Here is a 21,982-nt window from a genome sequence, read left to right as displayed (position 1 = left end):
TTTATGATATTAATTTAGTTAATTACCAAAACTTCAATATTAGTTTTTTCTACTTTGTCGAGATAGGCGCAAACTTAGTTAAGTTGATACCTTCGACAGCAGCTTTGTACTCTTCAACGTTTGGAATTCTACCTAAGATAGCAGAAAGCACAACCACTGGAGTAGATGCTAATAAAGATTCTCCTTTTTTACCGTCTCTATCTTCAACAACACGACCTTGGAAAAGACGGGTTGAAGTAGCCATTACCGTATCACCTTTTGCCGCCTTTTCTTGGTTACCCATACAAAGGTTACAACCTGGACGCTCTAAATACATGATATTTTCGTACTCTGTACGTGCAGTACTTTTTGGCAAAGCATCACTGAATTCAAAACCCGAATATTTCTGTAAGTATTCCCAATCTCCTTCTGCTTTCAATTCATCAATGATGTTGTAAGTAGGCGCAGCGACAACTAATGGTGCATTAAATTTAACAACACCAAGTTGTTTCTCCACATTCTTAAGCATTTGAGAAACGATTTTTAAATCGTCTTTATGTACCATACAAGAACCTACGAAACCTAAGTCTACTTTTTTGTCACCGCCGTAATAAGAAAGTTCTCTAATCGCGTCATGTGTATAACGTTTTGAAACGTCAACATTGTTAACATCAGGATCGGCAATCATCGGCTCATCAATAATATCAAGATCGATCACGACTTCAGCATAATATTTAGCATTTGCATCTGGAGATAAAGCTGGTTTTTCACCTGTTCTAATTTCCTCGATACGTTTATTAGCTTTATCGATCAATCCCTGTAATACTTGATTTTTATTCTCCATACCCTTATTGATCATGATCTGGATACGGCTCTTAGCGATTTCTAAAGACTGAATTAACGTTTCATCTTGGGAAATACAGATCGAAGCTTTTGCTTTCATCTCTGCAGTCCAGTCTGTAAAAGTAAAGGCCTGATCGGCAAGAAGTGTACCGATATGTACCTCGATAATTCTACCTTGGAACACATTCTCTCCACCAAATTGCTGTAACATTTGAGATTGTGTCGCATGAACCACATCACGGAAATCCATGTGCTGTTTCATACTGCCTTTGAAAGTTACTTTAACGGATTCTGGAATCGGCATAGACGCCTCACCCGTAGCTAATGCTAAGGCAACAGTTCCAGAGTCAGCTCCAAAAGCAACACCTTTAGACATACGTGTATGAGAATCGCCACCAATAATAATCGCCCACTCATCAATCGTAATATCGTTTAATACCTTGTGAATAACGTCAGTCATGGCATGGTATTCTCCTTTAGGATCACGTGCAGTGATTAATCCGAAGTCGTTCATAAACTTCATCAACTTAGGAATGTTAGCTTGCGCTTTCTTATCCCATACAGATGCTGTGTGACATCCTGATTGATACGCACCGTCAACTGTAGGAGAAATAACTTTAGCAGCCATGGCCTCTAACTCTTGAGCGGTCATTAAACCTGTTGTATCTTGAGATCCTACGATATTCACTTTAACACGAACATCAGAACCAGCATGTAACACTTTTCCTGGAGTTGAACCAACAGCATTTTTATTGAAGATTTTTTCAACAGCCGTTAAGCCTTGATTTTCAATAGAAATTTCTTTTGCAGGAGCAAAAACAGTCGGAATTGAAATCCCTAAAACTCCAGCTGCAAACGTTTGGATCTTTTTACCAAATACAATTGCATATGAGCCACCTGCTCTTATAAACTCTCTTTTTTGAGGAGTAAGGGCTTTAGAGATGTCGATCAATTCCTGATCTCCATTATATAATTTTTCAGTCTTCGTGTTGATTGTAAGAACTGTTCCTGTAGCAACAGAATAAACTTCTTCTAAAACAGGTTCATTATTTTCATTACGGACAACTTGACCATTTTCGTCTACTTTTTTCTTCCAGTTCTGAAGATCAATTCCAATACCACCGGTAACATCTACCGTTGTCAAAAAGATTGGAGAAATACCATTTGTACCACCAACAATTGGAGCAATATTTACAAATGGGATATAAGGACTTGCTTGTTTACCTGTCCATAACGCCACATTGTTTACACCTGACATCCTTGAAGATCCCACTCCCATTGTACCTTTTTCAGCAATCAGCATAACGCTTGCGTCTGGATATTGTACCTGTAAAGCTTTGATTTCTTGCTGCGCTTCTGGAGTGATCATACATTTTCCATGTAGCTCACGATCAGAACGCGAGTGCGCCTGGTTACCTGGAGACAGTAAATCCGTAGAGATATCACCTTCACCTGCAATATAAGTTACCACTTTTATTTCTTCTGGTAACTCTGGAAGTTTCGTGAAAAATTCAGCTTGAGCATAGCTTTCAAGAATCTCTTTCGCAATTGCATTACCGCTGTTAAATGCTTCTCTTAGACGCTCTGTATCGGCATCATAAAGGAAAACCTGTGTTTTAAGAACTTCAGCAGCTTGCTTAGCAATAGCTGCATCATTACCTAACGCCAAATCCAGAAGTACTTCAATAGAAGGACCGCCTTTCATATGAGATAACAACTCAAATGCGTAAGTAGGTGTAATTTCTGCAACAGTCTCTTGACCAAGAATAATTTCTTTTAAGAACTTTGCTTTTACACCAGCCGCACTAGTCGTACCAGATAAAGTGTTGTAAATAAATAACTTCAGAGACTCGACTCTATTTTCGTTATTCAAATCTTTAATTTGAGCAATAACTTCACTTAGTAATTCTGCTCCGTCAATTGGTTTAGGATTTAAACCTTCACCTTTTCGTTCTACAACCTCTTGTACGTAATCGTTGTAAATACTCATAGTATATAAATCTTTTATATGTTTAAAGGCAATACAAAAAATATCAAATATTATCTCCTGATACTACCACACGTTTAATAATTAAGCTAAAAAAACATCAGTAATGCACTGCAAGCCGGTGCTTAAATTTAACTCTACAATTCTTTCATTTTGACGATCTGTTTTCATTTAAAAAAACTTCTCATCTCGTACTACAAAAATACTAAAAATCAACGGTTAATACGTACCAATAAGACTTATTGCTTTAATTTGGAAATATTCTAAACAACATTTATTTTAAAATAAAATATCGAAACAACATACTAAAATACAGACACTTGACTATTTAAATTTAAAATATTTAGAGTAAGAAATTAGTAAATTTTGACGCTAAGATTAAATATAATGTGGAAATAACCAACAAAAAAAGGGAAATCATATCCGATCTCCCTTTATAGCCAATATATTAGTTTAACTAAATATTTTTCAATTGAATATCAACAGCTTTCAAATCAGCTATTGACTGTGTTGGATTTGCTGCTGCAAACACAGAACTTCCCGCTACCAACACATCTGCGCCAGCTTGTAAAAGAGCGCCTGCATTACCTACTCCGACACCTCCATCGATTTCAATCAATAATCCATCATTCACACCTGCTGCCATAGCGCGCAATTGTTTTACTTTATTGTAGGTGTTTTGAATAAATTTCTGCCCGCCAAAACCTGGATTTACAGACATTAAACACACTAAATCTAAATCTGCAATCACATCTTCCAATAAAGAAACTGGTGTATGCGGATTCAAAGCGACGCCAGCTTTACAGCCTAATTCCTTGATCGCTGCTAACGTGCGATGTAAATGTGTACAAGCCTCATAATGCACGGTAATAACAGCAGCTCCAGAATCTTTACATAACTGTAAATAACGATCAGGATCTACAATCATTAAATGTACATCTAAAGGTTTTGTAGCATGTTTAGCGATTGCCTGCATTACTGGAAAACCAAAAGAAATATTTGGCACAAACACGCCATCCATAATATCAATATGAAACCAATCGGCTTCACTATTGTTTACCATTATAATATCATCGTACAATTTAGCGAAATCCGCTGCCAAAACTGAAGGTGCAATAAGATGCTTTTTACTTGACATGAGTCTTTGATTTGTTTTTGCAAAGATAATTAAGTCTTGCGGATAGCCCGAATTTAAATCAAAAAAATTAAATATAACCTGACCTCCTAATGACAATGAACTTTATAATAGCGCATTTTTAAGTACATTTGTTTGAGTAATTTTTTATTATCCAAATACAATTCAACCCCGTGAGTAGATTAAAAATTAAATATAATCGTGAGTCCGACACTAATCTTAACCTTATTCGTAAGATAAGCTTAATATTGGCAACCATCATTCTTATTTGTATCTTCCTTCCAAAGCAGGCTCGCTTTCGCTATGAATTTCAGAAAGGAAAAGTCTGGGATCACGAAAACTTAATTTCTCCCTATAATTTTGCGATACTCAAAACACAGGAGGAACTAAATGAAGACAAGAAAAATATTCTTAAAACCATTCAACCTATCTATGATGTTAATTCGACCATCAGTAGGGAACAGATCGATCAATTTGAAACTGATCTAGCTGAAAAATGGCAAACCAATAAATTAGACACTACTCCTCAAAAAATACAGGATTACCGTGCCGTCGGAAATGCCATATTAACGCATCTCTACGATCGAGGCATCCTGTCTTTAAATAATCGTTTTCAAAACCGAAATGACGACAAGAGTCCTGCTGCAAAGCAGTATAATTTTACTTTGATACAAGATAAAGTCGCCACTCAAAAAAATACGGCAGATTGTTATACAATCGAATCTTCTTATGAATACGCCAATTCAGTCTTAAGCAATTCATCAAAGATCGTGTACAAGAAATGGCTCTTAGAGACATTAAAAAACTACATTACCCTAAATTATGTTTACAATGATCAACAGACAGAGCGACTGGAACAAAATGCTTTAGCAAATATCTCCTCTACCCGGGGAGTTGTACAAAAGGGAGAATTAATTGCTGAAAAGGATAAAATTATCAGTAATGAAACCTATCAGAAACTAGAATCATTACGCAAGATTTATGAGGACGAAGGAAAAATCTCTGGCAATCAGATTTACGTTACACTGGGGCAATTTTTGATTATCTCTCTTGCTTTATGTATTCTGATGGTATTTCTATATCTTTTCAGAAAAGACATCTATTACAACAATCGCCTGCTATCAATCATTATGATTGTGATCATCGGCATGCTTGCCGTCTTGTCATGGGCCATTAAGATTAAAATTCCTAATTTATACTACATTCCATTCTGTTCAGTTCCGATCATTATCCGCATCCTATTTGATTCCCGGGTAGCTTTGAATATTCACCTACTCATGGTCCTACTGGCAGCGTTATTTGTTCCGAACTCGTATGAATTTGTATTTCTGCAATTCATGGCTGGAATCGTGGCGATTTACAGTATCAAAACATTAGTAAAGAGAGAACAATTCTTCATCTCGTCAGCCATTATACTCGCGACTTACTTGATTGCTTATTTTGGACTTTTACTCACACGTAACGGATCCTTAAGTACCATTAACGTTATGGACGTCATCCCTTTTGTGGTCAGTGTCATGATCACATTAATGGCGTACCCATTAGTATACGCATTTGAAAAACTATTTGGAATCGTATCTGATCTGACATTAATGGAATTGACCAACAGTAATTCAAAGCTTCTGCGTGAACTTTCATTTAAAGCCCCTGGTACTTTCCAGCACTCCTTACAAGTAGCCAATTTAGCTGAAGCGGCTATCTACCGAATTGGCGGAAATCCTCTCTTAGTACGGGCAGGTGCACTTTACCACGATATTGGTAAAATGACAAACCCGCAGTTCTTTATTGAAAATCAAAAAACAGAAAAGAATCCGCACGATGAATTATCGCCTGAACAGAGTGCACAAATTATTATTTCACACGTTATAAAGGGCGTTGAGATTGCAAAAAGAAATCAGCTTCCAGATGTTATAATCGATTTCATCAAAACGCATCACGGTACGACAAAAGTCGATTACTTCTATAATTTATTTATAAAGAATAATCCCGACAAACTAGTTGATGAATCTTTGTACCAATATCCTGGGCCTATTCCCTATTCGAAAGAAACAGCTGTACTAATGATGGCAGATTCTGTAGAAGCAGCATCTAGAGCTCTTAAAGAACATACGGAAGATTCTATTAATACGCTTGTCGATAAAATTATTGAGCATAAGCTGAAGCTGAATCAATTTGCAAATAGTAATATTACATTAAAGGAAATCACAGAATCTGCAACCATTTTCAAGGCAATGTTGAAGAGCATTTACCATGTTCGGGTCGATTACGATCTCAGCAAGAAAAAATAAGTGAAAATTATTCTGTAAGCAATAAATTGACATACAATCGCTTACTATAACCTTACGTATTTTTTGTATTTTTTTTATAAAATTGACTTTGCAGAATAGAATAATTGCCTTATGTTTGCAATGTCAAAACGAGGAAGGGTGCCTGAGTGGCCGAAAGGAACAGTTTGCTAAACTGTCGTACTGGAAACGGTACCGAGGGTTCGAATCCCTCCCCTTCCGCAAAGACAAAACAAAGCCCGACAATAGTCGGGTTTTGTTGTTTATGGACTTTTGTAAACGTTAGTTTTAACAAAAAGGATATAAACAACAAAAGTAATGAACAAAGTGAATGGCTTTGTTTTGTATTGAAGCCCCCCTTTTTTGGGATCATGAAAATAATCCCTCCCCTTCCGCAAAGACAAAATAAAAGCCGACTTATAGTCGGCTTTTGTTGTTTATATACGTTTGTAAAAATCGATTTTAAGAAAGTCGATGTACAGTAAAATAATGGACGAAGAGGATCATTAAATTTTATAAGAATAACGATCTCCATTCATGATGAAGTAAATAATCCCTTCATCAAGACAAAATAAAGCCTGCTGATAAGTGCAGTTTTTGCTATTTATCGACTTTCATAAAAAAAAATCAATAAAAGGATAAAAAAGGCGTTTCTAGACTTTGCAAAAATAAAATAATTGCCTTATGTTTGCATTGTCAAAACGAGGAAGAGTGCCTGAGTGGCCGAAAGGAACAGTTTGCTAAACTGTCGTACTGGAAACGGTACCGAGGGTTCGAATCCCTCCTCTTCCGCCAAGACAAAATAAAGCCCGACTATTAGTCGGGTTTTGTTGTTTATATATGTTTGTGAACGTAAGTTCTAACAAAAAATATATAAACAACAAAAGTAATGAACGAAGTGAATGGCTTTGTTTTGTATTGAAGCCCCCCCTTTTGGGATCATGAAAATAATCCCTCCTCTTCCGCCAAGACAAAACAAAGCCCGACTATTAGTCGGGTTTTGTTGTTTATGGACTTTTGTAAACTTAAGTCTGCATAATTTCCAAGAACGGGCCCTAAAAGTCGCCTGACCTGAAAACACTGGTGGCAAAAAGACAGATCCTCCCGATGATTGGGACAGTCTTTTCGCATCAATCGGTGCAACCCCTTTGTCAAAATATCCCTGCACAATTCCTCTCCTTCCATTTTACCAAATAGATTGCGATAATATTTTCGTGGGATATTCATTATCCCATTATTTGTTTAAGGTTGACTTCTTTTCTTTCCAAATCTGCAACCAAAGAAAACAAGCAAAAGAGCGTCGCTATATTGATGTTAGATTTTACATATTTCATAAATTTAAAGTATATTAACAACTTAAATAAGTCTAATAAAACAAAATATGCATTGCGTCAATTTTTGAGTTAATGGCAATTTTAAAACAACGCACCAGCAAAAATGAAAATCATTCCAATAGAAGAAATAAGAATAACACTTTTAGTTGAGAATTCTAGTAAACAGAATTTTCCTAAAACTGTCAATTACATATTTGACACGCTCTATTCAGAAATTGTAACTCAAATTAAAACTATTGAAATTTCATCTGAATGCATTTTATTCAACAGCGTTGAAGCACATAATATAACTAAAGAATTTTCAGACAAAAGCTATTGGACAGAAAACATAACTTCAACAGAAATAGAAAATTTTTGGTTATTCGGTCAAAACGGACAAGGAGATTTTTGGCTATTTGACAAGAATAACAAGGTCTTATTTTACGACCATAACCACGAAGAATTAAGCCCAATAAATTTTATAAACCTTGGTGTTAATTTTCAGCAATGGTTGCAATTTTCCTTTTTAAACAAACAACTTGATGAAATTTATGATACAATCGGAAAACTAGACAAACAAACAAAAATTGAGTTTAAAAAACAACTTCAATCAATAAACGAACATTTATTAGAAAATTATCCTTTTGAAATATAAACAAATGACAAGTGAGTTTAAAAATGCAATAGATAAATATTTTTCATCAGAAGAAACTAAAATTTTTCTAAAAGAGAGAAACGAAGAAAAAGATATTCAACAAACAGAAAAAGAGTTAAACATAACGTTTGACAATACTTATAAATATATACTTTTAAATTATGGAGATGCTTATGTAGGAATTGATTTGCTTCCTTGCACAAAAAGAGGTTCAAAAAAAGCAGAACAAACCATTCTTGAAATTACAAAATCATTTAGAAGTAGTTATTTAGAATTTCAGGTTTGTAATGAAATCCAATCAAGCTATGTAATTTCTATTGACGGTTCAGGAGACCCAATATTTATTACACCAAATGGAAATGTAAAAATATATTACCACGACAATAACGAAATTGAAAAACTTGCTGAAAATTTAAAAGAATTAATATTGAATAACATATAAAAAACTGCCACTAACAAGGGTTTCCGTCAGGCGGGCTGAAGTGCAAAACTCAATAGTAGTTTTTCAATTTAACTTTAGTAATAATATCGGCTTTTGTGCTTCGATTTCCTGCCCGAACGCAAAGCCCCAAATCGTTGTGCGATATGCTAAACCGATAACACGCAGACAACCAAAATTTAAATCAATGGATACAAAACAATTATTTAGATTTTTTCACAGTAAATGTGACTTAACGAATTGGCTAAATGAAAATGGAGAGTTAGCCCAAAGCGAAGGAGATGTAAAATGGTTTTACAGTGGTATAAATGAAGATTTTAAATCCGAATTTGTAAGTCAAAAAATCGAAGAGACTTTTAATGATGGGGATATCTATTTGTGCATTTCTTCAAATAAAAGTTCTTTGGTTTCTAAATCAGAAGCTGTCACAGAAATCGCAAAAATTCTACATAAAAAGGAAATTGGCATTATAGATAAATCATTTACGAAAATGATGTTCTTTAATTCATATGGCACATTTAAAAGTGGTATTATCAGAGAATTTCCCGAAAGTCGTTCAAGACCTAACGGACATCGTTTGAAAATGGAATTTTTTGCGAATATTATGGATAAAAATACCACTAAAGTAGCTAAAGCCATTGACAAATATTTTGAGCACTTTGAAAAAGAACTAAATAATGATTATGGAGGTATTATGGAATATCTTTGGATAGATTTGGAGTTGGTAGCACATCACAAATCTCATCCATTTCGTTATCAGAAAAGAGTTAGTCAGCCTTCCTCATACACGGACTTCTTTACATATAATGTTGGTCATTATAGTATTCATCCAGATTACGAAAGATTGAAAGAATTATCAACGGATAAAGAAATTTGCGACTATGTATTTGAATTGTTATATAATTCAACACAAGTTTTAGTTGACAAACAAAAGAAGTTTGGAAATTTTGACGCTACGAAATTTCGATTGGATTTTCTGTCTGCTATGGAAAAAATAGAGTATTCTTGATAGACTAAAAAGCACAATCGCACAACAAGGGTTCTTTGCAATAGTGGGGCGAAACTGCTAAATTCAAGTTCAGTTCTTCAATTGAACTTTTGTGCAAAATTGAAGATTTGTGCTTCGATTGCCCCACCATCGCCAATGCTTCAACGTTACCTGCAATGCTTCTCAACCTCCCGTATGAAAATAGGTTGACACAACCTAAACAAATACGGCCAACAATGGACAGACAAAGGAATGAAAATTACTAAAATGAAAAAACTACTCTCGCTCACAACACTACTTTTCACCTGCTTTCTTGCTTTTGCACAAAAGGGGCAAGACACATTGAAAGTAAATCTTGGGAATACAGAAACTGATAAGGTGTTCATGCAAAAAGTAACAGTGTCCGACAGCGGGAACGATAGAAAAGTATTACTAAATGATGGGAATTACGCTTTTAAGAATAACGAGCAAACGATTGATATTTCCATAAAAAAAGGTCTGATTTACGGATTGGTTTTCGTTACAAATAATCATAAGAAAGAGAAAGTAACCCAATACAAGATTGAGAATTCTATGGTAAAAGAATTCACGATATATATTGACAGCCTTCTATGCCAGACAGGACATAGGGATGATGAAAGAGCCTACTACAAGGAATATTATCCCGACGAAAAGCAAACGTTTAAATCTGAAGGATGGATGTCTTTAGACAAAAACAAATACTATGGCAGAGGAATATCAAAGAAGTATTATGAAAACGGCACTTTATCTTATATATCAGACAGGGTTACAGAAACTTATACAGAGTTCTATCCCAACGGTAATAAAAAAAAGAAACAAGGACAAAATATCTATGAAACCTATAATGAAGACGGCAACTTACACAACAAACAATACACCAAAAATAATATCAGATACAATAACTATTACAATAAAGGGAAATTAAATACACGTTCTTACCAAGACGAAGAAAAAAATGAAGTAAGAGAATACTATCAAAATGGTGTTTTCCAAAAAAAGGCTGTAGAAAAAAAGCTCAACGGAGAAATACGCACTTTAAGCTACGACAAAGCAGGGAAACTTATCAATAATGAGCCACCATATTCTGGCGTATCGGAAGTACGAGAAAATAAAAACAAATGAAAAAACTATTTACCGTGCTCACTTGCACTATAATATTGAATTCTTGTAACAGTAAAGACAAAAACAACCTTGAAAAGTCGGTATGGAAATCGTGTGGAGATGATTGCAGTGTCGCTGATGTATTGGATTTTAGAAAAGATTATTTGCATAAAAAGAATGATAGCATTTATATAAATTGGCATCACAAAGATTCACTAATTGGCATTATTGATACTATAACCTATCATTACGGAGAACGAAGATTGTATGTAAAGAACCTTACAAAAGGTTGCATAGCTAGATATTGTGAACAATAAATAGATGAAGAAAAAAATTGCCATAGCATTATACTTAATTACCATTCTAATTTGCGGATGGATAATTATTAATTATGTCAAATATGTTGACATCTCATCTAACAAAACTGATTGGTATGTAATGGATGCAAAACATAAAGTAAGTGAAAGAACTGACATTAACAATTATGAGAAAGAACTTCTGAAAAATCAAATAGACCAAAATCGCAAAAATGAAAAAAACATTGCAAAACATCGCTTTTCAAACTCAATTAGTTGCTTTTGTTTTGATTGTCATACAACTAGTTTGGTTAGTTTTTATTTTCCTAGTCCCAAATAAACAGAAAATATGATAGCAAATTAGCACAGCAGGTAACAAGAGTTTTGCAATATTGGGGCGAAACTGCAGAGTTCAACGGCAGTTCTTCGGTTCAACTTTTGTATAAAACTGAAGATTGTGCTTCGATTACCCCACCATCGCAAAGCCCCGAAACGTTATGTGCAAGTATTTTCAAGCATAATCCATAGACTGAAAGATGAAAAAATTATTTAGTACAATAAGGAAAAAAGAAATTAACGAAATTTCTAAAATTCTCGACAAAAATCCGGAATTAGTAAATTGTATTGCAAAAGGAATATCTAAACGCGATGATGGAGAAATTCCTTTACAGACTGCAATTAAAACTGAAAACTTTGACATAGCTAAACTGCTCATTGAACGTGGAGCTGATGTAAAATTTATGGAAACAGAAATTGAAGATGAAGATTGGAGAAAACCGGCCTTACATTTTGCAATTGAAGCAGTTATTGCCAATTCAAGAGATGAAATTTACATTCCTAAATATAGTCCTCAAAATAATTCTGGCTTTTTAGGATTATTCAAAAAAGACCAATGGACGGTTAAAAGTGAACCGACAAAAAAATATCGAGAGGCATTTGAAATTATGAAATTACTAATAGAAAAAGGTGCTGACATTCATTCATCTAATTCAACTAGTAATTATCAAATAAGTGCTAGCGAATTTATATGTAATTGCATTGCAAATTATCATTTTGACAATAAAAGACCACTTGTTAAAGAAACATTAGATGATTTACATCCGATATTTGAGCTATTCAAGATAACGAAAATTACTGACTTTGATTTACCAAGTGTTAGCGAAAGAGGAAATACGGTTTATGAAAGTTACAAAAATTTAATTGACCAAATTTTCGAATGAAATTATGCCTTCACATGACAAGGGTCTTGCCGAACCATTAGTCGCAAGCGTATCGCGAATCTGCAAAATAACAAATGACCATTTCATTAAATTTTCAGATGCACTTTATGAATCAGGCGAAAGTTGTAAATTGGTGTTAATTGATTGGAACAGTTTGGAGCTAATAGACTTAACTGACAGAAATAAAATTGAAAGAGTATTTCCTCATCTATACAAAATAATATGACAAGCGATAAACAACTGACACATATAAGCAAGTTTTTAAGTTTGGTACTAAGACACCAACCTAAAACAATTGGTATTCAACTTGACCAAAATGGTTGGACCGACGTTAAAGAATTAATTGAAAAGGCAAACGAAAATGGTATAAGTTTCGACCGAGATACACTTAACTATATTGTTGCGACAAATCCAAAAAAGAGATTTGCTTTTAATGAAACGCTTGACAAAATAAGAGCAAGTCAAGGACATTCAATAGAAATTGAATTAGGCTACGAGAGCCAAAAACCACCTGAAATTCTATATCATGGAACAAGCGAAAAATCAGTACAATCAATAATTGACAAAGGACTTGAAAAGCGGAGCAGACAGCACGTTCATTTGAGTAGCGACATTGAAACAGCAATTAAGGTTGGACGAAGACACGGAAAGCCTGTTGTAGTTAAAGTCCTTGCTGAAATAATGTACACCGACAATTTTCAGTTTTTCATTTCGGCCAATGGTGTTTGGCTGACTGACCATGTACCTGCAAGATATCTAAAGTCGAATGACGAATAAAATAATAAAAGTTGGTAACAAGCAATGGGGTATCACATCTTGTCTTTTTTTGTTTTAATGATTACATCGCAGATGACAATAGTGAGCGGAATGTACATACTTCAAGTTTTGTGCTTTGGTAGAAATTTGTATTTGAGTTGAAAGTTTCGGCTCCGAAATCCGCCATTACGTAAAGCACCGGAACGTTTAGCGTCAGCTTAAAAACAATCCCGTGCAAATAACAACAGTCCTCCTACTCGTTTTAATTATAAAGCTAGGGTTTGTAAGCGTTGTAAATTTCATCAACACTTTTGATACACTAACGTCGTTATATTGATGTTGGATTTTAGATATTTCATGAATTTACGGTATATTGATAACTAAAATAAGTCTAATAAAACAAAATATGCATTGCATCAATTTTTGAGTTAGAGGTAATTTTAAGAAAAACACCATAGAAGGGAAAAAGATAATAAATGGAAGTGAAAAGTTATTATTTATCTAATTTTAGGTCCATAACTATAGGAGTAATTTTTATAATTATGGGCATTGCCACAACATTTATTGGGTTTGATATAAAAAGGTCATTTTGGAATAACTTTCAAAGCATGATTATTGATTTCAGAGGTATAATGCATTTTATTGTCTCTATATTGTTATTGCTTTTCAGAGCTGGCTTCATCTTTTTTGGATATATTACTATAAAATATAGAAGTAAAATCATTAGAGCAAAAACTGATGACAAGGGATTATATTTTAAAGAAATTACAGGAGGCAATAAACTTGAAAGATTATCTTTTGACCTAAATCCATTTACACTTTTACATTATTCAAAAATTACTAATATATATTATGTAGAAGATTTCTGGAAAGGAAACTATTTGGAAATAGAAACAAGGTCAGGACGAAAAATATTGACCGCGCTAAATGTCTTGTCTAAGTCAGACAAAAATGAAATTTATAATACTGTTAAGAAGCAAATAAATAAAAAAAATTGCTAACATCGCTTTAACTATAGTGGAGCTCAACTGCTAAATTTCAGCATGAGTAATTCTAGTAATCTTCAGTAATAATTTGAGCGGAATTGCGTACAATTCTCCACAATCGACAAGCTGTAAGACATTGGGCGACATTTCAATAAATAAAATAATAAAAGCTAAAAATAAGGTAAAATGAATTCGTCTTTTATAAAATTATCATTCACTATTTCAATTGTAAGTTTATTAATATCTTGTAAAACAAGCAAAATATCAACTGATACAAGTAAAACTTTAAATGATGTTGATATATATGTTGTAGGGTACGAATACAATGATAGCAAGTTTGAATCTTCAATAGAAGAAATTGCAGACGAGGTAGGCATGAAACACGTAGCAAAACTATGGAAAAATGGTAAAGACATTCACTTAGAAAACAGTGAACTATATTCAGATGCTAAATCCGTATTTGTAAACAACAATGATGTTTATATTGTAGGATCAATTATACTTGATAATGAATACGTTGCAACTATTTGGAAAAATGGAAAAATACAAAAATTAACAAACGGTAAAACTGCTGCTCATACCAGTTCTTTGTTTATAGATAAGAACAATATTTATATTCTTGGTGCTCAGTATAATACAAAAAATTATATGATTAAAGTATGGAAGAATGGTGTTTATACTGATATAACAAATGGAGAAAACCCAACAGATGATGCTTCGATTTTTGTATATAAAGGAGATGAATATATATGTGGACACGAACAAACCGGAAATAAAAGTAAACATTACAGAAATAATAGCGTAGCTAAAATCTGGAAAAACGGAAAACCACAAAATCTTAGTAATGGATTAAATGATGCTTATGCGCTCTCGTTATTTGTTGAAAATGGTACCATTTATGTTGTGGGATATGAAATAGAAAATGATAAATATATAGCCAAATTATGGAAAAATGGAAAATCTCAAAATTTGTCTGATGGCCTAAATGATTCATATGCAAGATCCATATATATTTGGAACAATAATACATATATAGTTGGTAGTGAAAATATTAATGGTGTTGAAGTGGCGAGATTATGGATAAATGGAAAAGTACAATCCATTACAGATGGAAAACATCACGCTGTTGCTAATTCAGTTTTTGTAAACAACAATAATATTTACATCGGAGGATATGAAAAAAATGATAACGACAGAGATGTGGCGAAATTATGGATAAACGGGGTTGCTAAAAACCTAACTGATGGTACAAAAAACGGATATGCACAATCTATTTTTGTTGAAATAAAAAAATAAAAAACGATCGACCAACAAGATTTGCCTTTTATACACCTATCGTTTTTTTTCAATACTTCTCATCTTTGAAGAGACCTAACGAGACCTTTAAATTTGGTCATCTAGGGTCTCGATAAAATGAACTACTTTGTGAATTGTTCAACTATTCCCTTTGGGCTCATTTAAATAGTTTTTTCGTATTTCCACGACCCACCTTTAGCTCCAAAAAAGCCTCCATCATGAGCAATCAACCGATGTCCTTGATTATAAAAAGGATTGATCAGGAATCCGTAGCCAAAGTTTTGTTGTTTATGGACGTTTTGTAAACGTAAGTTTTAAGAAAGCACATAAACAATGAAATAGCTTAATACCCTATTGCACTACAAATTGGTAAGAATCCATAATTATTGTCAAGGAATTCGTTAAAAAAGAGTAAATAGTTTTTGATAACTTAACGTTGAATTTCTAGGTATTCAATATTAAAAAGAATTGTCATGAAACTTTCGTCAAAAACAGCGCATATTCTAAGTCAGATCAGCACAACAACTAAGCTCGGAGACTTAAGAAAAATTGCGAAGGAGATCAAAAAAGATCACGAATTAGCACTGGAGTTATGGTCTACACCTGATTTTTTAGCAAGGCTATTGGCCATTCTGATTATGGATAATAAGCGCATTTCACAAGACACCGTCAATCAGCTCGATCAGGATATGCTTATGCATCCACCCGAAGAACGGAATCAGCTTATGGATTGGCTTATGGCAAACCAACTGACCAAAGACAAAAAAACGATTGCACTTATTGAATCCTGGCAAAATAGTGTATCACCGCTACAAAGGCGGATATTCTGGTACTACCAAGCCCGTTTAAGATGGACAGGACAAATACCTCCTCCTAATTCACTAGAATTATTAAATGAAATAGAAGCCAAAATTGCCAGAGAAGAGCCAGAAGTACAATGGGCAATGAATTTCCTAGCAGGATGGATTGGCGTTTATGAAAAACAATACCGAGACCGGTGTATTGCAATCGGAGAAAAAACAGGCCTCTATAAAGGTGATATGGTATCAAAAGGCTGTACACCAAATTATTTACCAGAATTCATTGCTATAGAAAGCAACAAACGAAATTTATAATCCAGTTAACAATTTCTAATCAACAATAGATCAATTCAATGCGTTATGATAGGATCACTAATAATCTCCTATCGTAACGCTATTGCTATTTTTAGTGCTTACGACTAAAATCAACTATTGAATCCCTCCATATCGCTGCAGATATCGTATACTGGTTACCTCAAAAATAGTTTACCTATAAATCCTACATCAAATATCAATTCAAAAAAATAAACAATTTTAAACCAAGTACTTTGTTATACTATGTATTTTCTTTAGCTTAGCTCCATGGATAATGACTTTGTAAATAAATGGACTTCACAGCTCAAAAAGGGAACCTTATCTTTTGTTGTTTTAAGGATCTTAATGGATAAGCGTGAATATTATGGCTATGATCTAATTAACGAAATAAAAAAAAGGACGGCCATTGAAATCGCGGAGGGCACATTATATCCGTTGATGAACAGACTTAAAGATGAAAAACTTGTTGACTATAAATGGGTAGAACAGAATTCAGGAATTCCCAGAAAATATTACAACATCACAAGTTTAGGTCAGGAAACAGCCGAAGAGATGAAAAAATACTGGATCACATTAAACGACACCATCAATTCAATCTAATATGAAGTTTAAAGAAATAGAATTTGAAAACAGGAATTGTACACGGATATACCGAGATTACCTTAAACGTGTCCGAAATACTGTTAAGGTATTAAATGAACAAAATCAACAGGAAATTTTACTGGAGATAAACAGTCATCTTTTCGAAGGCTTTTCAGATAATCCCAATGGTCGGGACGAAGTGGAACATTTATTAGATATTTTAGAAAAACTCGGACAACCGGAAGAATTTCTAAAACCTCTGGTAGCAAATAAGAAACTGGAGGAAGCAACACGTACTTTCAATCCTCTCGAAATAGTGAAAGCTTTAACATTAAATATTAGCAACGGAATTTCCTATATAATATTTGCAATACTATATCTATTTTTATTTGGATTTCTTTTTTTAATCATTGCTAAACTGATCGACCCGGATCACGTGGGACTCTTTTATCGTGCAAAGGACATCTTTATACTCGGGCAATATAATAATTCAGATGGTGTCAGTTATCTTCAATATGAGCGCTTAGGAAATTGGTTTATCCCTTTAATGGTTGTAGCCTCGATCACATTATATATACTATTAACCTTACTGTTAAAATTGAAAAAAAATATAAACCACAAACCGTTATGATTAAAAAATATCTCTTCTTATTATCCTGTTTTTTTGTTTCGACATTGACAAATGCGCAACAATTTGACACGAACAAACTCGATTTGTATTTCAGCTCCTTGGAGAAAGCTAATAAATTTATGGGAACTGTTGCAGTGTCGAAAAATGAAAAAATTATCTACAGTAGATCCATAGGTTATTCCAATTATGAAAATAATACCAGATCTAATGCTAATACCAAATATAGAATCGGTTCAATCTCTAAAACGTTTACTGCAGTACTGATCATGAAAGCAGTTGAGGAAAAAAAACTGGACCTCGCTCAACATATTGATAAATTCTTTCCTTCCTTAACAAACGCATCTGCCATAACAATTGGTCATTTGCTTAGCCATAGAAGTGGTGTCCATGACTTTACGGATGATGAAAATTACATCAACTGGTGCTATACTCCCAAAAGCGAAAAGGAAATGATGGCATTTATTGAAAAGGGAGGTTCGGACTTTCAACCTGATACAAAATCGGAATATAGCAATTCAAACTATGTACTATTAACTTATATTCTTGAGAAAATTTACAAAACGTCCTATGCAACACTTTTGAAAAAATGTATTACTGATCCATTCTCGCTTAAAAATACTTATTTTGGAGGTTCAATTAATACTTCAAATAATGAGGCAAAATCATATACCTTTGAAGATAACTGGAAAGTTGCCAAAGAAACCGACACATCAATTCCTTTAGGAGCTGGAGGAATCGTTTCTAATCCGCTTGATCTGATAAAATTTAGCGACGCCCTTTTTTCAGGAAAGATATTAAAAGCCGAAAGTCTGGCATTAATGGAAAACATCCAAGATGGACATGGTCTGGGACTTTTTAAACAACCTTTTTACGACAAGCAAGGATTTGGTCATCGTGGCGGAATAGATAAGTTCACCGCAGTATTTTCTTACTTTCCGAGCGATCACATATCTTTTGCACTGACTTCAAACGGTTCCAATTATAACAATAATGAAGTAGCTGTGACTGTTTTGAATGCCATATTCGGTAAACCTTTTGAAATTCCCGAATTTTCAACATATCAAATAAATGCTGAGGAACTGGCAAAGTATAACGGAGTTTATGCATCCGCTCAAATACCCATAAAAATAACAATAACCAATGATGGCAAAAATTTAACTGCGCAAGCTGACGGACAAGCATCCATGCAACTTGAATGTACTGCGGAAAATATATTCAAATTTGATAAGGCTGGAATTGTACTCGAATTTAAACCTGCAGAGAACGTAATGATTCTTAAACAAGGTGGTGGACAATACATCTTTAATAAAGAAAAATAAGTTTCTATCCAGAGGACATCCTGAATAATAAAAACCCGACAATAGGTCGGGTTTTTCAGTTATTACAAATTGATCAATCTATCAACCTCTTCTGCCGTTTCAATAACATCAAAAGACGTCGTTCCGTGCGTTGACGAAACAATACAAAATATAGTAGTCAAGGTCCTTCCCTGATATTCATTTTGAACAAAATGAACAATGTTTTCGGCTATAAAAAAGATGGGTCTTTCTACTACTTCATCACCTTTTTTAACCCTTTGAGTTAGTTTAATTGATTTAGCCATATGAAGATATATTTTTTAACTAAATATACAAAAATCAAATTCTTATTCCAATTCATAATTCCCGCCTATTCTCTTGGAAAAAATTGACACGAAAGCTTTATTACTAGCTATGGTATTGTCCTACTAAACAACAGCTAAATTTCAAAATAGAAAATCCTACTATCATAACAGATGATCATAGATTTGCGGTAAACATCCACACTATATAGGCCCGTATTTATATTTCCGGTTCAATTTAGTTTATTCCTAGTCGTAAATGCCTATTTTTGCAGATCATGAACGAAGATCCTATTATCATCATTGGTGCTGGTCCAGCTGGACTGATGGCTGCGCAACAACTGGCAACAAGAGGTTATCAGGTACACATCTATGAAAAAAATAAAGCTGCGGCCAGAAAATTCTTAGTCGCTGGTCATGGCGGATTTAACCTAACGCATAGTGAGCAAATAGAAAACTTCGTTACTCAATATGATGCCGCGGAAATCCAAAAGATCGTACGCCATTTTGATAATAATGCTACTGTGGAATGGCTTTCATCAATCGGAATTCCGACATATGTTGGCAGTTCTGGAAAAATATTTCCCGAAAAACATATAAAACCCATCCAAGTTTTACAAGCATGGCTAGATCATCTTAACCAACTGGGAGTCCTCATTAACTATGAGTACAGTTTCGTGGATTTTGATGTAAATTCTGTCACATTGCTGCACAACAAAGAAGTTGTGCGCAAAAGTTATCGTCAGCTCATCTTGGCACTAGGTGGTGGTTCATGGAAAAAAACAGGATCAGATGCTTCATGGATTCCGATTCTGACAAATAAAAAGATAAACATTACCCCTTTACAAGCTGCCAATTCGGGATATAATACGACCAATGACCTGAGCGATCTAGAGGGACAGGTATTAAAAAACATTCAGGTTGCATTTAACGGCACGAGTAAATTAGGAGAAATTGTATTTACAACCTATGGAATAGAAGGGAGTCCGCTCTATTATATGAACCGCTACAGCAGACCATACGAATTCCCGATCACACTTCATATTGATCTCAAGCCCAATGTGTCATTAGATGCAATTTTAAAGCAGATGCAATCTGGCGGAAATATAAGTTCACTATTAAAAAACAAACTTAAACTTTCATCCACTGCAGTTGCGCTATTAAAGAAATTGGATAAACAAACATTCACAGATCCAATAGCACTAGGACAGCATATTAAAAACTACCCTATCCAAGTATCAGGATTAAGACCCTTAGATGAGGTGATCTCTACGGCTGGAGGTATACCCTTTAATGAACTGAATAAAGACCTTTCATTACATAAATTTCCTTTGGTATACTGTGCCGGCGAAATGGTAGACTGGGAAGCACCAACAGGCGGATATCTGCTACAAGCTTGTTTTAGTACAGGTGTTTGGGTTGCTACATCGATCAGTAAAAATCACCCTTTAACAATTTAAGGGTTTTGATTATCGCAAGGAGGACGAACTTATGCTCCAAGTCCCTTCTATGAATAGGCTTCTAACTTGAAGCACATAAAAAATGCTTAATTACAGCTATAACACAAACTGTAATTAAGCATCTAATGCTAGCAATTGGACGCTTAATGAATCATGATAATGGCCCATTTGGTCGCAATAAAACTACGTTTACTTTTTAACAATTTTATTGATCAATTTTTGATAAGCATCGGCTATTTTTTTCATTCCAATATCATTTGGATGAGCAGAATCTACGGTTGAATTAATATCTAAACCAATTTCCCTATTTGTTAATAGATAGAGATTTTTATCTCCAGATTGCTTAATACGATTTACAAATTGGTTAGCGACAGCACTGCTCTTTTTATATTCTTCGTTAATATCTAAATTGAAGATGGCGTTATTAAATCCTGAGCTATGCTCGGTAACAATAATCGGTGTCTTCGGATGTTTTTTTCGAATTTCGGTAACTGCATTAGACAGTAAAGAATCCAGTTGCTGTGCAGTTCTATCTTTCGTTAAAGCTAGATTTGGAATACAGTCCAATATAAAAACAGCAGCATCCACTTGGTTTATATGATCGATAATAGGTTGTTCTAAACGACCATTACCCGAAAAGGCAACATTGATGACTGGGTTTTTAATAGCTCTACCTAGCATATTACTCCAGGCTAATCCAGGTCTAGTAGCACATGCGCCTTGAGCGATTGAAGTTCCGTAAACAACAACTGGCTTACCTTCTTGAACAACAAATTTAAAACTCTTATCAGACCCTACTCCTATTTCCAACCATTCCACTGTATTGTATAAAGGCAGGTATAAGCGATACGTAAAATTTGAATTTTTGCCTAATGCTTTGTAATTATAGGTTACCGTATCAGCAAAATTATAGTTACCAAATGCCCAGTTCCAATTACCCCTATCATCTTGCGCATATAAATCGACACCACTAACACCAATCGTAGGCATATGTGGCATATTTAAAGATCCGCTTACTTTATAGCGTACTTTAATGGCTTCCGCATCGGTCTGAAAGTCAACATACAAACCGGCACTATTGGTACCTAAGCTCCATACAGGAGATCGCACCTGACTTTTCAGGCTCTCGGGCAAACGGTAATAATTCGATAATTCTTCCGTATGAATACGTCCTTGAATCACCTTATTTTTAAGCGGATCATTCCAGTTGATCGATTGTTGAGCAAATGAACTAAAAGCAACAAATAGACTGGCAAAAGATAAAACTAAGTTTAATTTCATAATTTAGATTGAA

General features: G+C 34.3%; 19 protein-coding genes and 2 tRNA genes. 17 read left to right on the top strand and 4 right to left on the bottom strand.

Going from position 1 to position 21,982, the window contains the following annotated elements:
* Nucleotides 1–49: 49 nt before the first annotated feature.
* Both FHR29_RS02480 and rpe read right to left on the bottom strand, forming a co-directional pair.
* Entirely contained in the window at nt 50–2,812 is a 2,763-nt protein-coding gene (locus tag FHR29_RS02480; protein WP_132842248.1) for a bifunctional aconitate hydratase 2/2-methylisocitrate dehydratase, read from the bottom strand.
* 454 nt (nt 2,813–3,266) lie between these two features.
* On the bottom strand, nt 3,267–3,947 hold the full coding sequence (rpe, locus tag FHR29_RS02475; RefSeq protein ID WP_021188287.1) for a ribulose-phosphate 3-epimerase: 681 nt from the start codon (nt 3,945–3,947) through the stop codon (nt 3,267–3,269).
* Between the two features lie 170 nt (nt 3,948–4,117).
* Here rpe and FHR29_RS02470 point away from each other — a divergent pair, with 170 nt between their 5' ends.
* From FHR29_RS02470 to FHR29_RS02395, 16 genes are all read left to right on the top strand, one after another.
* Nucleotides 4,118–6,232 (top strand): HD family phosphohydrolase, encoded by a 2,115-nt coding sequence (locus FHR29_RS02470; protein WP_132773093.1) that lies wholly within the window; start codon nt 4,118–4,120, stop codon nt 6,230–6,232.
* A 132-nt stretch (nt 6,233–6,364) separates the two neighbouring features.
* A tRNA-Ser gene (locus FHR29_RS02465) sits at nt 6,365–6,451 on the top strand.
* 483 nt (nt 6,452–6,934) lie between these two features.
* A tRNA-Ser gene (locus tag FHR29_RS02460) sits at nt 6,935–7,024 on the top strand.
* A 642-nt stretch (nt 7,025–7,666) separates the two neighbouring features.
* Nucleotides 7,667–8,197 carry a hypothetical protein gene (locus FHR29_RS02455; protein ID WP_132773095.1) on the top strand — a complete coding sequence of 177 codons (531 nt, stop codon included), beginning with the start codon at nt 7,667–7,669 and terminating at the stop codon, nt 8,195–8,197.
* Between the two features lie 4 nt (nt 8,198–8,201).
* On the top strand, nt 8,202–8,639 hold the full coding sequence (locus FHR29_RS02450; RefSeq protein WP_183912098.1) for an SMI1/KNR4 family protein: 438 nt from the start codon (nt 8,202–8,204) through the stop codon (nt 8,637–8,639).
* Between the two features lie 184 nt (nt 8,640–8,823).
* Nucleotides 8,824–9,645, top strand: coding sequence for a hypothetical protein (locus FHR29_RS02445; protein ID WP_183912096.1), 822 nt, complete (start codon nt 8,824–8,826; stop codon nt 9,643–9,645).
* A 246-nt stretch (nt 9,646–9,891) separates the two neighbouring features.
* Entirely contained in the window at nt 9,892–10,767 is an 876-nt protein-coding gene (locus FHR29_RS02440) for a hypothetical protein (RefSeq protein WP_183912094.1), read from the top strand.
* A 300-nt stretch (nt 10,768–11,067) separates the two neighbouring features.
* Complete coding sequence (locus FHR29_RS02435; RefSeq protein ID WP_132773103.1) at nt 11,068–11,382, top strand: hypothetical protein; 315 nt, start codon at nt 11,068–11,070, stop codon at nt 11,380–11,382.
* 196 nt (nt 11,383–11,578) lie between these two features.
* Entirely contained in the window at nt 11,579–12,262 is a 684-nt protein-coding gene (locus tag FHR29_RS02430; protein ID WP_132773105.1) for an ankyrin repeat domain-containing protein, read from the top strand.
* A 222-nt stretch (nt 12,263–12,484) separates the two neighbouring features.
* Nucleotides 12,485–13,039, top strand: a complete 555-nt coding sequence (locus FHR29_RS02425) for an RNA 2'-phosphotransferase (protein WP_132773107.1) — start codon at nt 12,485–12,487, stop codon at nt 13,037–13,039.
* Between the two features lie 455 nt (nt 13,040–13,494).
* Nucleotides 13,495–14,019 (top strand): hypothetical protein, encoded by a 525-nt coding sequence (locus tag FHR29_RS02420; protein WP_132773109.1) that lies wholly within the window; start codon nt 13,495–13,497, stop codon nt 14,017–14,019.
* A 171-nt stretch (nt 14,020–14,190) separates the two neighbouring features.
* Entirely contained in the window at nt 14,191–15,300 is a 1,110-nt protein-coding gene (locus FHR29_RS02415; protein ID WP_183912092.1) for a hypothetical protein, read from the top strand.
* A gap of 473 nt (nt 15,301–15,773) precedes the next feature.
* The gene (locus tag FHR29_RS02410) at nt 15,774–16,415 is read left to right on the top strand and encodes a DNA alkylation repair protein (RefSeq protein WP_183912090.1); all 642 of its coding nucleotides are present in this window, start codon (nt 15,774–15,776) and stop codon (nt 16,413–16,415) included.
* A gap of 267 nt (nt 16,416–16,682) precedes the next feature.
* The gene (locus tag FHR29_RS02405; protein WP_021187958.1) at nt 16,683–17,015 is read left to right on the top strand and encodes a PadR family transcriptional regulator; all 333 of its coding nucleotides are present in this window, start codon (nt 16,683–16,685) and stop codon (nt 17,013–17,015) included.
* A gap of 1 nt (nt 17,016) precedes the next feature.
* A complete protein-coding gene (locus tag FHR29_RS02400; protein ID WP_132842237.1) occupies nt 17,017–17,628 on the top strand; it encodes an HAAS signaling domain-containing protein in 612 nt (203 codons plus the stop codon).
* On the top strand, nt 17,625–18,947 hold the full coding sequence (locus tag FHR29_RS02395; protein ID WP_168126988.1) for a serine hydrolase: 1,323 nt from the start codon (nt 17,625–17,627) through the stop codon (nt 18,945–18,947). The genes FHR29_RS02400 and FHR29_RS02395 overlap by 4 nt, the downstream gene beginning before the upstream one ends.
* Before the next feature lie 62 nt (nt 18,948–19,009).
* Here FHR29_RS02395 and FHR29_RS02390 read toward each other — a convergent pair whose 3' ends face one another.
* Nucleotides 19,010–19,231, bottom strand: a complete 222-nt coding sequence (locus tag FHR29_RS02390) for a hypothetical protein (RefSeq protein ID WP_132773120.1) — start codon at nt 19,229–19,231, stop codon at nt 19,010–19,012.
* Between the two features lie 275 nt (nt 19,232–19,506).
* Between FHR29_RS02390 and FHR29_RS02385 the strand changes: the two genes are divergently transcribed.
* The gene (locus FHR29_RS02385; RefSeq protein WP_183912088.1) at nt 19,507–20,688 is read left to right on the top strand and encodes a TIGR03862 family flavoprotein; all 1,182 of its coding nucleotides are present in this window, start codon (nt 19,507–19,509) and stop codon (nt 20,686–20,688) included.
* Nucleotides 20,689–20,877: 189 nt separating this feature from the next.
* Here the strand turns inward: FHR29_RS02385 and FHR29_RS02380 are convergent, their stop codons facing one another.
* Nucleotides 20,878–21,969, bottom strand: a complete 1,092-nt coding sequence (locus FHR29_RS02380) for an SGNH/GDSL hydrolase family protein (protein ID WP_168126990.1) — start codon at nt 21,967–21,969, stop codon at nt 20,878–20,880.
* Nucleotides 21,970–21,982: the final 13 nt, after the last annotated feature.

The organism is Sphingobacterium sp. JUb56 (assembly GCF_014191365.1).
GTDB classification, from domain to species: domain Bacteria; phylum Bacteroidota; class Bacteroidia; order Sphingobacteriales; family Sphingobacteriaceae; genus Sphingobacterium; species Sphingobacterium anhuiense.
Note: the sequence above shows the minus strand (reverse complement) of the source record. Positions and strands in the feature narration are given on the sequence as shown.

Excerpts from the sequence above, each read along its gene's own strand:
- FHR29_RS02450 (WP_183912098.1), top strand. The coding sequence starts at position 8,202 with ATGACAAGTGAGTTTAAAAATGCAATAGATAAATATTTTTCATCAGAA.
- FHR29_RS02390 (WP_132773120.1), bottom strand. The coding sequence starts at position 19,231 with ATGGCTAAATCAATTAAACTAACTCAAAGGGTTAAAAAAGGTGATGAA.
- FHR29_RS02425 (WP_132773107.1), top strand. The coding sequence starts at position 12,485 with ATGACAAGCGATAAACAACTGACACATATAAGCAAGTTTTTAAGTTTG.
- FHR29_RS02385 (WP_183912088.1), top strand. The coding sequence starts at position 19,507 with ATGAACGAAGATCCTATTATCATCATTGGTGCTGGTCCAGCTGGACTG.
- FHR29_RS02415 (WP_183912092.1), top strand. The coding sequence starts at position 14,191 with ATGAATTCGTCTTTTATAAAATTATCATTCACTATTTCAATTGTAAGT.
- FHR29_RS02410 (WP_183912090.1), top strand. The coding sequence starts at position 15,774 with ATGAAACTTTCGTCAAAAACAGCGCATATTCTAAGTCAGATCAGCACA.
- FHR29_RS02405 (WP_021187958.1), top strand. The coding sequence starts at position 16,683 with ATGGATAATGACTTTGTAAATAAATGGACTTCACAGCTCAAAAAGGGA.
- FHR29_RS02445 (WP_183912096.1), top strand. The coding sequence starts at position 8,824 with ATGGATACAAAACAATTATTTAGATTTTTTCACAGTAAATGTGACTTA.
- FHR29_RS02435 (WP_132773103.1), top strand. The coding sequence starts at position 11,068 with ATGAAGAAAAAAATTGCCATAGCATTATACTTAATTACCATTCTAATT.
- rpe (WP_021188287.1), bottom strand. The coding sequence starts at position 3,947 with ATGTCAAGTAAAAAGCATCTTATTGCACCTTCAGTTTTGGCAGCGGAT.
- FHR29_RS02430 (WP_132773105.1), top strand. The coding sequence starts at position 11,579 with ATGAAAAAATTATTTAGTACAATAAGGAAAAAAGAAATTAACGAAATT.
- FHR29_RS02395 (WP_168126988.1), top strand. The coding sequence starts at position 17,625 with ATGATTAAAAAATATCTCTTCTTATTATCCTGTTTTTTTGTTTCGACA.
- FHR29_RS02380 (WP_168126990.1), bottom strand. The coding sequence starts at position 21,969 with ATGAAATTAAACTTAGTTTTATCTTTTGCCAGTCTATTTGTTGCTTTT.
- FHR29_RS02480 (WP_132842248.1), bottom strand. The coding sequence starts at position 2,812 with ATGAGTATTTACAACGATTACGTACAAGAGGTTGTAGAACGAAAAGGT.
- FHR29_RS02400 (WP_132842237.1), top strand. The coding sequence starts at position 17,017 with ATGAAGTTTAAAGAAATAGAATTTGAAAACAGGAATTGTACACGGATA.
- FHR29_RS02420 (WP_132773109.1), top strand. The coding sequence starts at position 13,495 with ATGGAAGTGAAAAGTTATTATTTATCTAATTTTAGGTCCATAACTATA.
- FHR29_RS02455 (WP_132773095.1), top strand. The coding sequence starts at position 7,667 with ATGAAAATCATTCCAATAGAAGAAATAAGAATAACACTTTTAGTTGAG.
- FHR29_RS02440 (WP_183912094.1), top strand. The coding sequence starts at position 9,892 with ATGAAAAAACTACTCTCGCTCACAACACTACTTTTCACCTGCTTTCTT.